Origin of the sequence: Bradyrhizobium sp. CCBAU 51745 (genome assembly GCF_028128715.1) — a bacterium.
GTDB classification, from domain to species: domain Bacteria; phylum Pseudomonadota; class Alphaproteobacteria; order Rhizobiales; family Xanthobacteraceae; genus Bradyrhizobium; species Bradyrhizobium manausense.
This window is the reverse complement of sequence record NZ_LBJP01000066.1, coordinates 41,495-56,695: the sequence shown is the minus strand read 5'-3', so window position 1 is coordinate 56,695 and position 15,201 is coordinate 41,495. Positions and strand designations below refer to the sequence as shown.

17 protein-coding genes and 1 pseudogene are annotated in these 15,201 nt (G+C 60.4%); 13 read left to right on the top strand and 5 right to left on the bottom strand.

The genetic code is table 11. The features are described 5' to 3' along the window. Positions 1-456: 456 nt before the first annotated feature. The 4 genes from XH98_RS16115 (at position 457) to XH98_RS16100 (ending at position 4,179) form a co-directional block, all read left to right on the top strand. Entirely contained in the window at positions 457-1,050 is a 594-nt protein-coding gene (locus tag XH98_RS16115; RefSeq protein WP_271603573.1) for a hypothetical protein, read from the top strand. Positions 1,051-1,550: 500 nt separating this feature from the next. Then, a complete protein-coding gene (locus XH98_RS16110; RefSeq protein WP_271619198.1) occupies positions 1,551-2,543 on the top strand; it encodes a cysteine synthase A in 993 nt (330 codons plus the stop codon). A 113-nt stretch (positions 2,544-2,656) separates the two neighbouring features. Then, positions 2,657-3,175, top strand: a complete 519-nt coding sequence (locus XH98_RS16105) for a nuclear transport factor 2 family protein (protein WP_271619197.1) — start codon at positions 2,657-2,659, stop codon at positions 3,173-3,175. Positions 3,176-3,354: 179 nt separating this feature from the next. Then, positions 3,355-4,179, top strand: coding sequence for a class I SAM-dependent methyltransferase (locus tag XH98_RS16100; RefSeq protein WP_271619196.1), 825 nt, complete (start codon positions 3,355-3,357; stop codon positions 4,177-4,179). Between the two features lie 150 nt (positions 4,180-4,329). Here the strand turns inward: XH98_RS16100 and XH98_RS16095 are convergent, their stop codons facing one another. Continuing rightward, on the bottom strand, positions 4,330-5,418 hold the full coding sequence (locus XH98_RS16095) for an FAD-dependent oxidoreductase (RefSeq protein WP_271603569.1): 1,089 nt from the start codon (positions 5,416-5,418) through the stop codon (positions 4,330-4,332). A gap of 258 nt (positions 5,419-5,676) precedes the next feature. Between XH98_RS16095 and XH98_RS16090 the strand changes: the two genes are divergently transcribed. Then, positions 5,677-6,354 carry a hypothetical protein gene (locus tag XH98_RS16090; RefSeq protein ID WP_271619195.1) on the top strand — a complete coding sequence of 226 codons (678 nt, stop codon included), beginning with the start codon at positions 5,677-5,679 and terminating at the stop codon, positions 6,352-6,354. Positions 6,355-6,487: 133 nt separating this feature from the next. After that, positions 6,488-7,843: a hypothetical protein gene (locus tag XH98_RS16085; protein WP_271619194.1), complete on the top strand. Its 1,356-nt coding sequence runs from the start codon at positions 6,488-6,490 to the stop codon at positions 7,841-7,843. A 68-nt stretch (positions 7,844-7,911) separates the two neighbouring features. On the opposite strand, the gene XH98_RS16080 is transcribed toward XH98_RS16085, so the two are convergent. Together XH98_RS16080 and XH98_RS16075 are read right to left on the bottom strand one after the other, a co-directional pair. After that, positions 7,912-9,123, bottom strand: a complete 1,212-nt coding sequence (locus tag XH98_RS16080; RefSeq protein WP_271619193.1) for a hypothetical protein — start codon at positions 9,121-9,123, stop codon at positions 7,912-7,914. A gap of 26 nt (positions 9,124-9,149) precedes the next feature. Then, the gene (locus XH98_RS16075; RefSeq protein WP_271619192.1) at positions 9,150-9,626 is read right to left on the bottom strand and encodes a histidine phosphatase family protein; all 477 of its coding nucleotides are present in this window, start codon (positions 9,624-9,626) and stop codon (positions 9,150-9,152) included. Positions 9,627-10,104: 478 nt separating this feature from the next. On the opposite strand from XH98_RS16075, the gene XH98_RS16070 reads away from it, so the two are divergent. From XH98_RS16070 to XH98_RS16045, 7 genes and pseudogenes are all read left to right on the top strand, one after another. After that, positions 10,105-10,320 (top strand): hypothetical protein, encoded by a 216-nt coding sequence (locus XH98_RS16070; RefSeq protein ID WP_271603564.1) that lies wholly within the window; start codon positions 10,105-10,107, stop codon positions 10,318-10,320. 120 nt (positions 10,321-10,440) lie between these two features. Then, entirely contained in the window at positions 10,441-11,463 is a 1,023-nt protein-coding gene (locus tag XH98_RS16065; RefSeq protein ID WP_271619200.1) for an LLM class flavin-dependent oxidoreductase, read from the top strand. Positions 11,464-11,726: 263 nt separating this feature from the next. After that, positions 11,727-12,338 carry a pentapeptide repeat-containing protein gene (locus tag XH98_RS16060; RefSeq protein ID WP_271603563.1) on the top strand — a complete coding sequence of 204 codons (612 nt, stop codon included), beginning with the start codon at positions 11,727-11,729 and terminating at the stop codon, positions 12,336-12,338. Positions 12,339-12,352: 14 nt separating this feature from the next. Beyond that, positions 12,353-12,464 (top strand): annotated as a pseudogene (locus XH98_RS41130) (LLM class flavin-dependent oxidoreductase); the annotation flags it as partial. A gap of 391 nt (positions 12,465-12,855) precedes the next feature. Continuing rightward, complete coding sequence (locus tag XH98_RS16055; protein ID WP_271603561.1) at positions 12,856-13,392, top strand: hypothetical protein; 537 nt, start codon at positions 12,856-12,858, stop codon at positions 13,390-13,392. A gap of 61 nt (positions 13,393-13,453) precedes the next feature. Next, positions 13,454-13,807 carry a hypothetical protein gene (locus XH98_RS16050; RefSeq protein ID WP_271619191.1) on the top strand — a complete coding sequence of 118 codons (354 nt, stop codon included), beginning with the start codon at positions 13,454-13,456 and terminating at the stop codon, positions 13,805-13,807. Positions 13,808-13,827: 20 nt separating this feature from the next. Beyond that, positions 13,828-14,256 carry a hypothetical protein gene (locus XH98_RS16045; protein WP_271603559.1) on the top strand — a complete coding sequence of 143 codons (429 nt, stop codon included), beginning with the start codon at positions 13,828-13,830 and terminating at the stop codon, positions 14,254-14,256. 68 nt (positions 14,257-14,324) lie between these two features. Here the strand turns inward: XH98_RS16045 and XH98_RS16040 are convergent, their stop codons facing one another. Together XH98_RS16040 and XH98_RS16035 are read right to left on the bottom strand one after the other, a co-directional pair. After that, positions 14,325-14,786, bottom strand: coding sequence for a hypothetical protein (locus tag XH98_RS16040; protein WP_271603558.1), 462 nt, complete (start codon positions 14,784-14,786; stop codon positions 14,325-14,327). 7 nt (positions 14,787-14,793) lie between these two features. Next, on the bottom strand, positions 14,794-15,015 hold the full coding sequence (locus XH98_RS16035) for a hypothetical protein (protein WP_271603557.1): 222 nt from the start codon (positions 15,013-15,015) through the stop codon (positions 14,794-14,796). Between the last annotated feature and the right edge of the window lie 186 nt (positions 15,016-15,201).

The window sequence follows — 15,201 nt, the reverse complement described above, 5'->3', positions numbered from 1 at the left end:
ACATGATCATTACCTCTTCCGGACGATCCATCCCCAAAACCGCATCATCATAACAGCTCCGGCGAGCGGCAGCATCCTCGGCGTCCGGACGTGGCCCTTGGCTGACCTCAGTCCGGAGCGCGGCGATGTCGGCTCCTGAGAGGTGACCCGACCAAGGGCATGCTGGCTGTCGAGGGCAGCCTTTGACCCCGAGCCGACATCAGTCGGGTCGAAATCGCAACGGGTGCTGCGCCTTGAGTTGATAAGTGAACCTCGCAGCAGCCGAAACGTACTCACATTCATAGGCGCAATAATTGGTTCGGGGACTGCAAGGGGGACTTGTGGCGTGCTGGTCCTGGGTTGGATTTCGCTGATCGCGGCTGTGGGGCTTCAGCTGATGCCATTGCTGGCGCTGGGGCGCGGTCTCGTTAGGGCAGCTCATTCCGACATCGCATTGATGAAAAGCCAGGAGGGAACATGCGCAAATCTGTCCGTGGTACCTTTGTCGCCGTGCTAGGTCTTGCCTTTATCGGTGCAACCCTCAGACCAATTGCAGCCGAAGAGCCTTACAAGGCTCAACTCGACACGTTGCGAAAATCGCTGGAGAAATATCAGGACTACAAGGCAGCCGTGCGCGACCGCTACCTGTCGACGGTGGGCTGCGTGCACTATTCTGGTGAGAAACTACCGCACCACATGGAGTATGCCAAAGGCGCTATGGGAGTGCACTTTGCCAATGTTACAGTGCAGGGCGCTCCCGATCCGATGAAGCCCAACGTTTTGATCTACGAACCCGTGGGCAAGGAATTGAAGCTCGTGGCTGTCGAGTGGCTGGTGCCTCTGACGGCAGATACCAAGCAGCGCCCCTCTCTCTTCGACCAACCCTTCATGGGCCCGATGGAAGGACACTGGCCGCTCATTCCAAAGGAGTTTGTACATTATGATTTGCATGCCTGGTTGTTCAAGGAGAACCCGCTCGGCATGTTTGCGCCCACCAACCCGAATGTTAGCTGCGAGGGCTACGACTTTTCCCTGCTGGAAGAGCCGACCATGATGGTGCCAGGCCCATAAACCAATCGCGAGGTCGGCTTCTGGCCCTTCTGCGACATCCGGAGATGTCCGGTTCTCCGCTGCCGTTCGGGGTGAGCGGACATCAGACGGCTAGCCTTGGTGAGTACACAGCCTAATCTCGCCCAGTCGGAAAAAGCGGCGTAAGGGACGCTCCCCGCCTCACCGCATGGTGACCGCATACAGGCTTCGGTGATGATCAGAGTGTGGTCGCCGACACCGACCCGGCGGGTGACCTTGCAGGCGAACCAGGCGATGCATCCCGCAAGGCGCGACAGGCCGTCGACGATGTCGCAATCCGGCGCAGCGCTCGCGTTTCGCGCCTGTTGGACACGCGGACGCAGCGGCTTTGGGTCGGCAGCGGAGTGAAAGACGGCGCAGGAATGGAATTGCCGATCGAGTAGCTTGAACGCCAAAGTCGTTGCCCATATCGCCCAAACTAGGAAACGGAATTGTCTGCTTGCCAGCCTAAAGTTGCACGAGCGCGCGAAGGTGGGCAGGCGATGAACGGCATCCGAACCGGATTTTTGGACTCGATCGGCAATACGCCATTGATCAGGCTGCGAATGGCGTCGGAGGCCACGGGCTGCGAGATCTACGGCAAGGCCGAATTTCTCAATCCAGGTGGGTCGATCAAGGATCGTGCGGCGCTCGCCATGGTCGATGATGCCGAGCGAAGCGGCAAGCTCGCACCGGGCGGCGTCATCGTCGAAGGCACGGCCGGCAATGTCGGCATCGGCATTGCGCTCGTGGCGAATGCACGCGGCTATCGAAGCGTGATCGTGATGCCTGACACGCAGAGCCAGGAGAAAAAGGATATGCTGCGCCTCTGCGGTGCAGACCTGCGACTGGTCCCTGCCGTTCCCTATTCGGATCCCGGTCATTACGCGCGCTATTCCGGCCAGCTCGCCGAAGAGCTCGGTGCGTTCTGGGCCAATCAGTTCGACAACGTTGCCAATCGCGAGGGCCACTACCGCACGACCGGGCCGGAGATCTGGCAACAAACGGGCGGAAAGATCGACGGCTTCACCTGTGCCGTCGGCAGTGGCGGAACGCTGGGTGGGGTCGCACGAGCCCTCAAGGAGCGAAATCCAGCAATCAGGATCGCGCTCAGCGATCCCATGGGGGCCGCGCTCTACAACTGGTTCACCAGGGGCGAGCTGACGAGCGAAGGAAACTCCATTACCGAAGGGATAGGACAAGTGCGTGTGACCAGGAATCTTGAAGGCACGCCAATCGATGCGGCGTACCGGATCACGGACGAGGAGGCGTTGCCAGTTCTGTTCGACCTGATCGAGCACGAAGGACTGGTGCTCGGTGGATCGAGCGGCATCAACATCGCCGGAGCCATGCGACTTGCGCGGGACCTCGGTCCCGGCAAGACCATCGTGACCATCCTCGCCGACGGCGGACAGCGCTATCAATCCAAGCTGTTCAACCCGGAATTCCTGCGCCAGAAAAACTTGCCCGTTCCACGCTGGATGGAGGCGCCATAATTCGAGCAATTCGCCGCGCGATTTGGAGAATAGATGGTCTCGCGTCCGCTCGCGCGAACAGGCCGGCAGCGGGGCAGCCAACTCTCCGCAGCCAACTCTCGGGAGTAGCCCAGATGCCAATGACGCCGCACGACGACCTCCTTCTCTGGCATGCCCTTCACCGCATCGAGGTGACGTATTGGCATGACGTCGACTTCAACGATGGGCGCACGGCCCATGAATTCTTCACGCCTGATGGCGTGAAGATAGTGGGTCACAACCGGTTCGAAGGACGTGAGCAGATCCGGGCGTTTTATGAGTGGCGGGCCAGTCAGATCGGCGAGAGCGCCGTGGATCGACTGGGGATCAGCGGTGTGAAGGCCGTGCGCCACCTGATCACCAACCTGCACGTGGCATCGAGCCGCGAACGCTCCGCGACCGTGCTGGGCATCATTGTCTTCTACGGTAGCCTCACTTATCCATCCACGCGTCAATCAAATCCTCCCATGATGGTGGCGGATCTGACCAATGAGTGCGTGCTCGACGAAGACAATGTGTGGCGGTTCAAGTCACACACGCTCCAGCCCGTATTCATGAGCGCCGCTGCCCCTCCATCAATGGAGATCGATCCCATTTTTCTGAAGGACACCTGAGCGGGCCACCCGATTTGGCGATGCGGCAGGCAGCGCGTAGGTTAGCCGAAGGCGTCACCCACCGTGCTTCAGCGTAGGCGGGACGAAGTTGGTGGGTTACGCCCTGAAGATGCGCTTCGCGCATCTGCAGGGCCAACCCACCCTACGAGACCTCGCTGCGGCAAATCGAGCATCCGTTCATGACTGATCCGATCGAAATCAATCGTCGTAACTGGGATGAACGTGCAGCCATTCATGCGCGGGATACGACGGGGTTCTACGGGCTTGATCGCGTGCGGTCCGATGATGACCGGTTGCACTCTATCGAAGCCGCCGAACTCGGAGACATTTCTCGAAAAAAGGTCCTTCACCTTCAATGCCACATCGGGACCGACACCTTGCGCCTTGTGCGGCTGGGTGCGAGCGCCATCGGTCTCGACTTCTCCGCCGAAGCCATCCGCACGGCGAGACGGCTCGCCGACGAGGCCGGGGTCAAAGCCGACTTCGTGGTGGGCCGAGTGGACGACACGCCTGAGCTGACGCCGGGACCTTTCGATCTGGTCTATGTCACGTGGGGAGCCATTTGCTGGCTGCCGGACCTCACGGTTTGGGCGCGTGTCATTGCGAAAGTCCTTGCGCCGGGCGGAGAACTGTATTGCGCAGATGCCCACCCGAGCTTCGTGCTCATGGAGGAACGGGAAGGCAGGCTCGAGCCGACCTACGATTTTCAAACGCCCGTCGATCGTCCACTCGAATTCACAAGCGAGAGAACCTACACTGGTGATCCAACCGTGATGACGCATCAATCGACCCGCGAATGGATCCATTCGATGTCCGCGATCCTTGGCGCGTTGATCGAGGCTGGACTAACAATCAGGATGTTCCATGAACATGAAGTTCTGCCCTGGCGCGCTTTGCCGATGATGGTTCCTTCATCCGATCGGCGTTGGCGCCTTCCAGATGCACATCCCCGCCTTCCATTGTCGTTCTCGTTGAGAGCGCGGAAGGATCATCTGGGGATCTAGCCGCCAAGTCAGCTCGGGTCATAGACTGAAGCTCGTAGGGGGTGGAGCGCCAACCTGCATCGCCGCGAGCGCGCCGAAGCTGGTGGGTTACGCCCTGCAGATGCGCTCCGCGCAACTTCAGGGCTAACCCACCCTACGAGACCTCGCTACTCAGACCTCCGGGATTTGCGGATTGACGATCGGCGCGTGGTCCGGGTTGTGGATATGGATGTCCGGAAGAGGCTTCGCCGACGCCTTGCCAAATTGGGAGGCGATGTGACGAACGAGATCCTGGCACACGGATTTGTCTGGCGTCTCATTGTTCACGCCGACCTCGAACGTCCCGCCGATGACGACGTGATCGGCGCGCGGGAACAAATATCCGTCCTGACCATACAAATATTGCAACGCGGGCTGCGGCGGCAACATCGCCAACTGCCCCTTGATCGGGACCATCTTCGGATCGCTCATCAACATCATCGACCCGAGCCCGGTGCAATTGACGACGATCGTTTCCGGCACCGACGCGATGATATCCGACCTGTCGACGAATCTCTTGTTCACGAACGTAATGCCGCGCGCCCGCAGGTCTGCTTCGAGCTTCGCAAGGAAGATCGGCGGTTCGATCAACAAGGTCTGATAGACGAAGCCAGGCTTGGTATGGCCCTCGAACGGCTCCCTTGGAAGCGATTGCCTTGGCTTGATGAGACCGGGCGCCAGCTGGATCACGACATCCAGATTATGCGACGGCGTGGCCGAATAGTTCGGCCGCTCGCTGACGCCAAAGCCCTGGCCGATGCTGGCTTTGAAGGTCGTGTATGCGAACTTGATGATGTCAGTGAGTTCCTGTTGCTTGCCCGCGAATTCCACCACCGACACCGCCCACTGGCCGCCGGCCTTGGATGACGTGGTCTGCAGCGGCGGGCGGTCCGAATAGATCCTGACCGTCAGACCGAGATCGGCAAGCAGCGTGGCGGCGGTCAGGCCCATCACCCCTGCACCCAGGACGGCCACCTTCGTATCGGGCGAGCCAACCAGATGGCTCCTGACGATATCCCGCACCTTGGAGGCGCAGCCCCAGCTCAACGTAATGCCGGCGCCGCCATGCCCGTAATTATGGACGAAGAATTTGCTGGAGATCGTCTCGGCGTCGAGACGGTAGGATCCATTGCGATACGGCCGTACGCCAGCGATACATGCGCCGGGCTGGTCGGCATCGAAGCTGAAATCGGGCGTCGGCAAATTGGGCGTTGCTGGCATGTCCGGTCCTCGCGAAACCTATGAACCTAGGTCTGCACCAAACGACCTTCACTTGAGATTGCAACTTTAGCTCAATCGCATTTTCCGGCCATGTGAAGTGGTTCACAACCTTTGGTCGCTGGCTGCTCTAACGTCGAGACCAGCGCGATCTGCTGAACTGCCGAGGATGCGCTGGAGCCACCTCGCTCTTTTCGCTTTCAGGAGGGAATCAAGGTCCGACGCGACGTCAAGACTGACTATCTTCGGTGAGGAGACGCCATGTCCAAAATCCCTGGATTTTGTTCGGTTCTGCTGTTGGGACTGTCAGTTGCAGCGAGCGCTCTTGCGCAGCCTGCGGGAACCGACGACGCCGATATGAAGAAAGAGAAACTCTTTCCAGTTGGGAACGGAGTAGGACTGACGCACTTTCGGGTCGTCATGCCTGGGGTCCTCTATCGCGGCGGCACCGAAGGGTCTCGCGCTGGTGTCGACGGTCCACGCCGACCGCTCCAAAATCAGTCTCTTCAGGCACTTTGCAAAGCCGGCTTCTCGCAGGCGGTGTACGCGTACCGAACCGGATGGAACGGAACCGAGAATGTCAGCTGCGCCGGCAATTCGCTCCAATATGACTATCACCAGTGGGACAACCGCGCGGCCTTGAAGACGGCATTCACCAAGCTCCATGAGATCATCACTCAAGGCAAGGGTGCGATGTACGTCCATTGCTGGTATGGCCTGCATGCTTCCGGTTTTATCTCGGCCACGGCCCTCGCTCAATTTTGCGCTCCAGCGGGATGGGATTCCCGCAAGGCGGCCGAATATTGGGATAGCGTGATCCCGCCCAAGATTCGTTATCCAAAAGAGCACGACGAGGTCGCGAATTTCGTCCGCTTCACCGATCCGGAGCTGCAAATCTCCGAGCAGGACGCGGCTCGCGTTTGTCCGCAATACCATTGAGGCTTCCAGGACTCTTTCCGTGCGCGCATCGCAAACATCGGCGCACGGATGGACGTTGCGAATGCAAACCTAGTGGAGACCTCGCTCCAGCGGGTTTTCCTCCACGTGCCACACGAGACCGGGACGACACGCCATGAGACCCGTGCGGTTCATTCGGCTTCTACTGCTGCCGCTGCAGCTCCTCGGTTCGGCATACGCCCATGCCGGCTTATCCGTCGACCCTGCGCGCGGCGAACAGACCACGCAGATTCCGGTGCCAGGCAGACATGCCGAGATTTGCGTCGTTCCCAAGCATCTCGCCGGTGGGAGATATTTCGACAAGGACAGCGAGATCGAGATTCGGCTTTGCAATATCGATGAGCACAAGAATTCGGCTGCTTGTCCGAAACTCAACAGCACCAATCCGGGTCTTGACCTCTATTCACTCCCTCAAGGAGGCACTCCCGAACAGGTTGAGGCCGCTCGTTGCAACACTGCCGGCGCGCACAAGATAGCCAAATACAAGCTGAGCTCCAGCTGCAGCTACACTCCATCCATCCTCGGCTACTACCATCTGTCGCGCATGCTTGGTGGCATCGCTGACGTACCTCCGGCAGTTCTGCGCACGTTCGACCTGCAAAATCATATTGCCCTCGGTCGCGCGGCACTGGCGGAGACCGCCTCGAACGGTCTTATTCATCAGACCTGGGCAGGCCTGATGGCGCAATTGACAGCAGGCGCGAACGGCAAAAGGCGGGATTTTCTGCTGACCGACGACTTCACCCAGTCGTATGGCGCCCTTAGCGAAAATCCAAAGCATGAAAGCTTCTACAAGGAGTTCTTCAATGGCGGAGCCAACAACGTAGCCCGCGCGTTGAATTTCCGCGACAGGAACCCGGTCGTGCAAATGCTGGCCCGCAACGTCGACATCAATACGTTGGTGGGACGAAGCTTCACCACCGAAAACGTTCAGAAGATGGTGCAGCTCAAGGATGCTGCGGACTTGATCGTGCTCGACACGCTCATGAACCAGCAGGATCGCTTCGGCAATATCCACTATCTTACGACCTACTACTACCTCGATGCAGCGGACCTTGCAGGGGATGGCAGCGCCAAGCTGAAGTCGAGCAAGGACTTGACGCCCGAAGAGGCAGCGAGACTGGGAGCTGTTCAGCTCAAGAAGATGCTCCTGAAAGACAATGACTGCGGGGTCGCAAAGGAGAATATTGCAAATCGAGTCGGCCTGGCCGATCGTATCGCGCACATTGATCCAAAGACCTACCTGCTTCTCCAGCAACTTGACGCCGTTGCCGATTCGACTGAAACGAAGGATTTCTTCGTCCGGGAATTGGTTTTTACGGCCGACGATTACGCCAACATCCGAAGGAATCTGAAGGACCTTGCGGCCAAGCTGCATCAAGCATGCCTCAAAGGCGTCTTGAAGCTCGACCTGGATCTGCAGGCCCATTTCTCGACCCAAACAGTCAAAGTCAGGAGTTGCGAGCCGTGAGAGCTCCGCTGCCGCAGCAGCCGCAGGCGAATCCGATCAGCTGCGCCATTTGATTGTCGATGGCAGACTCAGTCGAAGAAGGCTTTATCGCCGAACTTGGTTTCGGTCGCTCGGACATAGTCCAGCACAAGGCCCAGGTTCCTTCTGAGCCGTTGAACATTGATAGCCGCGCTGTTCTGGGAATAGAGACCAAGGTCGGTGACGAACACTTCAGGATCGGAATAGCCGAGATAGCCGGTCGCGGGGGTGTCGAGGAATCGTTTCAGATCGGCCAGTTTCTGGATGACGCCGCGATCGAAGCGGCTGAACCAGGTCAGATTCCGCGCGTTCCAACTGTCGCTGAGATCGGCTCCGCCGTTATCGGTCATGTAGAAATGAGCGCGACCTTGATCGTCTTTCCGGATCGCCACGTTGCCGCCGCTGTACCGGTCCCACTGCTGGGTGATGGCGTCGATCGTCATGATGACCGAATACTCCCGCGCGAGCTCGAGTTCGTCGCCGTCATAGCCGGTTTTCAAAGTCAGGCTCTTGCCTGCCGTCGGTTTCTCATTCGCCGCCTGCAGGAACCGAATGATCGGGTGACCGGCGTTCGGGGCGCCATTTGACGCGGCGTGGGTGTTGGCGATCGCGTCGAACGCGACGCCCGTGTCGTCCTTCTTGGCCTTGACACATCCCTTCAGGGCTGACCCGGAGTCTATGGCCTTCAATATTCGGGCCTTGTTGGCCAACCGCGCGGAACCATGAAAGTTGTACTTTCCGATGAGGGATTTCAACGCCTGGCTCGCGATCGGACCAAGCTCGTAGCGCGCGGCGGGTCGATAGATCTGGTCGTATCCAAGGATGGCACTGAGATTGAAAGCCGCTATCTCGATGTCGGGATTGGCGGAACTATTCCGTGGGACGAAGGATCCGCGCGACTTGTAGCCTTTCGGATCCGACGCATCGATCTTCTCGATCTTCATATTGATCGACGTCGAGCCGGACAGCTCCTTGAAGGTATAGAGGGCGCTGTCCTCGAGGTTCGTTCCCCTCCACTTCTTCATCCAATCCTTGCTGTCCGCTGCAAGCGACCGGCCCTCCGACTGGAGCGCTTCCAGCACAGGAAAGCTCTGGATCTCGTAACCGGGCGGCGCGGCGCGCAAGGGAGCCGGCACATCAGCCGCAGCCAAAGCCGCCAGACAAAACGCTGCTGTCACCAGAATAGCCGTTCGCTGCTTCGGCAACCGACCCATTGTTTCCTCTCGCAATTGTTCGCCGCGACGGTCGATCTGACTTTTCACTCACCGGCCCGGCGGCAGGCGCAACGTCAGAACGGCTCCCGCACTTTCGTGACCTCAGGCGTTTCCCGATCCTTCGCAAACTCGACTTGAAGAATGAGATCGAAAACATCGCCTTTCCAAGGGTCCGGATAAGCGTCCGCCGATGCCTTCAGCGCATGCATCATCGGCGGGATATTTCCGTGATGCCAACAGACTACGACGAGCGCGCCATCGAAGGCGTCGCTCTTGCGAAGGTGGTGCGCCAGCGCGCCGTAGTCCTGATCGGCGTAGGTTTCATCAATTGTCAGGTGACATTGCCTGGCAAGAGGCTCCAGCGTCTGAATTGGACGCCGACTGTGCTTTGAAGCAGCGGTTGCAAACAACCACTTCGGCGCTCCAAATGTCGCTGGAATGTATTGAGCCAGCCGTTGCGCGCGGGCATTGCCGGCGGGAGTGAGGTCGGGATCAAGCGGATCGTCCGACTTTTCGGCGTGCCGCATGACCAAAATCACCTTGGCGTTCATGATCAAAATGCTCCCGGAAGGGGAATAGAACACGGGTCCTCTTCGCGTGATCGCTGTAGCAGGCGAAGATTCCTGACGTTCCGTGATTTCAATTCTTGCCTTTTCAGCTGCGTGGCCGCGGACGACTGCACAGCCTGGCCCAAGGTCGATGCCGCGGGTGCTCTTTCAGCAGGTCTTGTGTAGCAGGACTTCGCTCAAGCAAATGTAAGCTAAATCACAGTGCCGAACGGCTGCCGATCGTACACTCAAGCATGCATGACGGATGATCGGTTCATGTCCCGTCGCGGAGACTTCGGGGCGCAGTGGTGGAACTGAATTGCGCGACGACTAAAGCGCGATGAGATTCGGTTGAACCGTCATCACGCTTTAGCTCTTTGTTTGAGCATGATCTCCGCGCAAACGCGTTCCGCTGATGTCGCGAGGGAAAACCGCTTCACACTTTTCCGGATCATGCTTAGACGAACCAAGAGGGTCAACAATGTCGAAAAGGCCGTCCATTCAACATGAATACCATCCCAAGCGAGATCGCCTCGAGATCACCATCAAGCATTACTCGCTCAAGAAAAAATCGGAGCGCGAGGATTTGGTGAAGTGCCTTCTTCAAAGGCTGATAGCCGGTACAGATTCTGCAAAGAAGCTCAAGCGCGCAAAAAATCCATGGAAGGAAACCAGAATACCCGAGGTCGGAGATTGATTGTGGCTGCCGTGTTATCTGGTCGCGACGCGCGCCGGGCACTTTGTGCCCGATACAACGCATAGCCGCGCCGCCGGCGCGGGCGGTTGACGCCGCTGCTGCCAGCATTAAATGACGCTGATGAAAAAGATCGGATTTCTGTCCTTCGGACATTGGACCCCCTCGCCGCATTCGCAGACGCGCTCGGCGGCGGACACGTTGCTGCAATCGATCGAGCTTGCGGTGGCGGCCGAACAGCTTGGCGCCGATGGCGCCTATTACCGCGTCCATCATTTCGCGCGGCAGCTGGCCTCGCCCTTCCCGCTGCTTGCCGCCGTCGGCGCCAGGACCAGCACGATCGAGATCGGCACGGCCGTGATCGACATGCGCTACGAGAACCCGCTCTACATGGTCGAGGACGCAGGCAGCGCCGATCTCATTGCCGGCGGACGGCTTCAGCTCGGCATCAGCCGCGGCTCGCCCGAGCAGGTGATCGACGGCTGGCGCTATTTTGGCTATCGCCCGGCGGAGGGCCAGAGCGATGCCGACATGGGCCGGCGCCACGCGGAGGTGTTTCTCGACCTGCTCCGCGGCGAAGGCTTCGCCCAGCCAAATCCGCAGCCGATGTTTCCGAACCCGCCGGGCCTGTTGCGGCTCGAGCCGCATTCGGCGGGCTTGCGCGAACGCATCTGGTGGGGCGCCGGCTCGAACGCGACCGCGGTGTGGGCGGCAAAGCTCGGCATGAACCTGCAGAGCTCGACGCTGAAGAACGACGAGACCGGCGAAGCCTTTCACGTGCAGCAGGCCGCGCAAATCCGCGCCTATCGCGCGGCGTGGAAAGAAGCCGGTCATACCAGAGAGCCGCGCGTCTCGGTCAGCCGCAGCATTTTTGCGCTGATGGACGATCGCGACCGCGCCTATTTCGGCGGCGAGCGCGGCGGCGAGGACCAGATCGGCTTCATCGACCCACAGACCCGGGCGATCTTCGGCCGCTCCTATGCGGCGGAGCCTGAGGTGCTGATCGAGCAGCTCAGGCAGGACGAAGCGATCGCGGAAGCCGACACGCTGCTGCTGACGATTCCGAACCAGCTCGGCGTCGACTATTGCGCCCATGCGATCGAGGCCATCCTGAAGCATGTGGCGCCGGCGCTGGGGTGGCGGTGACCGCAGCCAGGCCGAGAGGCGCGGATTCGCGAGTTGACGGACTCGGCTCGATCCCGGAAAGATCGTCTCAGGACCGATAAGGCCGGTCATTTGCTACCGCGCAGGGAATAGGTATGGAGATTGACGAGCTCGCGCGAGAGATCGGCGCCGGCAACCCCGTCCGGTCGCTGCGGATGGTCGACGATAGCTGGCCGGACCTCGATTGCGAGAGTGTGTCGTTCGTTGATTGCGTGTTCGAGCGGGTTCAGTTCTCCAACCCGGTCATGGCGGAAGCGCGCTTTAACAACTGCCGGTTCGTATCGTGCCGCTTTTCGCACGCCGAACTCCCGGGCGCCGGTTTCGAGAGGTGCAGCTTTGCGGGTGACGGCGCGAAAGGATGCAGCTTTGCCTTCAGCGATCTGCAACGGGCTGCGTTCGCGTCCTGCGATCTCTCTCTGGCCAGCTTCGACCGAGCGGAGCTTTTTGCCGTCGAGATGCGCGATTGCAATCTGACGGGAGCGACGTTCAACAAGGTCGACTTCAGCCGCGTCCTGAGCCGAAAGCACACCGCAACGCGAGCGAATTTTCTCGCCTGCAAGATGGACTTCGTCGACCTCTCCGAAGCGAAGCTGGCCGGTTGCAACCTTGCCGGCTGCCGTCTTCGCGAAGCCGATTTGTCAGGCGCGGATTTGACAGACGCGGACCTGACGGACTGCGATTTGTTCCAGGCGGTTCTCGACGGCACGAAGCTCGCCGGCGCAGACCTCACGGGAGCCGAGGTAAGCGGATTGAATCTGATGGGACTTGCCGACTTTGCCGGCTTGAAGATCAACGACGATCAGATGTTTCGGCTGCTGGATGCCCTCGGGATCACGGTTCGGGTGCGGGACCGATAGCCGGACCGAAGCCCGCCGAGGCGAATACGCCGCTGCTGACAATCCCGAACAGCTCGGATCGACTCCTGCGCGCACGCGATCGAGGCGATCTTGAAGCATGTGGCGCCGGCGCTCGGGCGGCGGTGAGGGCAGCCCGCCGCCCCACGGCGCAGGACTTGCCTGATCTTCCCGAGCGAGGCCGTCAAACGTGGATGCCTGGCATATCGGACTTCGAGACTCGTCAACTCCTGCTGAAAGAGCGGCAGCGCCAGCAGCCTTTCGATATCAGGCTCCCTGATTTTCCACGTCGCCGGCGGAAAGTAGCCGTGCACCTTGAGTTCGTTTCGCTCTCGCACGCCGTGAGGCAGCGAATGAACATCAGATGAATAGACGCGCGATGTTGCCCACTCGGTGCGTTGCAAAAGTTCAAATTCGGAACATCAGCTGCAGACATCGCGCCGCAGGAACGTTTGCGCGATTGCCAATTTATCCCGTGCCTGCATGGCGATTCTTTGAAAGAAACTGGAGGAGACGAAAGATGAGGATTTGGAAACTTTCCGCGGCTGCGGCTGCTCTGTTGGCCGGCACGGCTCTCGCCGTTGCGCAATCGAGCTCGACGGTCGGCACCGGCGGCTCTTCGGCCGGTGGTGGCACCAGCAACTCGACCATCGGCACGGGCGGCTCTTCGGCGGGATCGGGTAGCGGCTCGGGCTCGGCCTCGACGCTCGGGACCGGCGGCTCGTCCGCGGGCGGCGGCCAGAGTTCGTCCAGTGTGGGCACCGGCGGCTCTGCGGCCGGCAGTGGCTCGGGCAGCGGTTCGGCCTCGACGCTCGGCACCGGCGGCTCGTCCGCGGGCGGTGGCAAGAGCTCGTCCAGCGTCGGCACCGGTGGCTCCGCGGCCGGCTCGGGATCCAACTCGGCATCGACTGTAGGCACCGGCGGCTCGTCCGCGGGCGGTGGCAAGAGCGGCTCGACCGTCGGCGCGGCCGGCTCGTCTGCGGGTCATGCCAGCGACACGGGCATGGAAAAAGGCAAGGGCCACCACAAGGACGAGATGAAGAAGGACAAGGATTGATGCCTTGACTTTCCGGAGCGGCAGCAATGCCGCTCCTTCGTCTGTGTTGAGGAGAACTCGCATGAACAGATCAATCATTGCGATAGCAACCGTGGCCTTGATGAGCTCCACCGCTGTTGCCGAAACCACCGAGAAGTCAGGCACGACCGCGTCGGGCGAAACCTGCAAGGTCAAAGTCGAGAAGCATGCCGACGGCAGCATCAGCGCGGTGGGCGCGTCGGGCTCAGGCACGACCGGATCGACCGCATCCAGCGGCTCGCTGTCGAGCTCCAGCTCGGCGGGCGGATCGTCGGTGCATGTGCAGGCGGGCGGCGGCAACGTATCGAGCTCGTCCTCAACGGCGGGCGGTCCCGGCTCCGCAAGTGCCAGCACCATCACCGTCAACGGCTGCACGATATCGACCTCGTCACCTTAAGATTTGTTGAGGATTGAAACATGAGAACACATCTGACCATCGCGGCGCTCGCACTTCTGCTCGGCGCCGCATCGCCCGCCCTCGCGCAGAAGAGCATGACAGGCGGAACTGGCGGCTCGGCCGCAGTGGGCGGCACTTCCGCTTCCACGGTCGGCACCGGCGGCACCTCCACCTCAGCCACCGGCAGCACGGGTTCGTCGATCGCTGCGGGCGGAAGCGCCGCTTCCGTCAACGGCAAATCCCACACCGGCGTCAGCATGAACAAGGGCAACGGCCCGGTGCTGAATTCCAACGCCCGGGCGCAGGCCCATGAGGGCGGCACGTTCAGCCGTTCGCACACCCGCACCAAGGTCAAGGCCGGCGAAGAGGTGGGCTCGACCACCAAGACGATGTCGCACACGCCCGGCTCGAAGCCGAGCATGTCAACCACGTCGACGACGGTGCGTTAGATCCGCGCAAGCAATTTGGTCCTCACGACCTGCTGCCCGACCTGCTCGGGCAGCCTTTTTGCTTTCGGTCAGCCGCCACTCAGGCTGTGGCTGATGCGCGTGACCACGTCGTCCCATTGCCGCTTCTCGGTCGCGGGATAATTGATCAGCACGCAATGCACGTAACGGCTGGTAAAGTTGCAGCGGTCGTACCAGATCTTGTCACGCTTGATGCTGGAGACGACGAAGAAATCAGGCGCGATCCGTTTGTAGACGATTCCCGATGGTGGTTGTTTCGCTTTGAGGAATGCGGCGGGCGAAATCCCGGGCTGGCGAGGAACGGCCTGCACGGTGAGATCGGCAGCACCGTCGGATGTGCGAAATTGCTGGCCGTATCCGTCGGGCTTTCCGGCCTGCTCGGTAAAGATCGAGGTGGGAATGTCGATGGAGGTTCCGGATTCGGGAATGCGATAGGTGGTCCAGTTGCTCGCCTGCGCTGGAACGGCCCATGCCGCAAAGAGTGCGATGACAATTGCAGCTCTCGTCTTCATGTCAGCCTCATCGGTTTCGTGGCGCAAGCTGCAGCTCCAGCAAGGCGATCCTCTGCAAGTTCGTCACATCGCGCTCGCCCGCTCCGGCCGTACGCAGGATCGACTCGGCGAGCGCATTGACATGGGCGGAATGCACGGGCTCCGGCAGGGTCGCGACCGCAGCTTCCAGGGCGGTGGTCATGAGCTCGATCACCTCGGGAGAAAATTCCGCGTTGGCAAAGTTCTTCATGTCGAAGCCGGCCGCTCGTGCGCGCCGCCGGTCTAACGTCGGGAAAAAATGGAAGTTCCTGTCACCCAGGAATGCTCGTTGTCGAGAGCCGGCTTCTCCCAGACCGAGCTGGCCCAGCGAACGGGCACCAGCCAGTCGACGATTGCCTGGCTCGACAGCGGACAGAAGCTACCGAGCACAAAGACA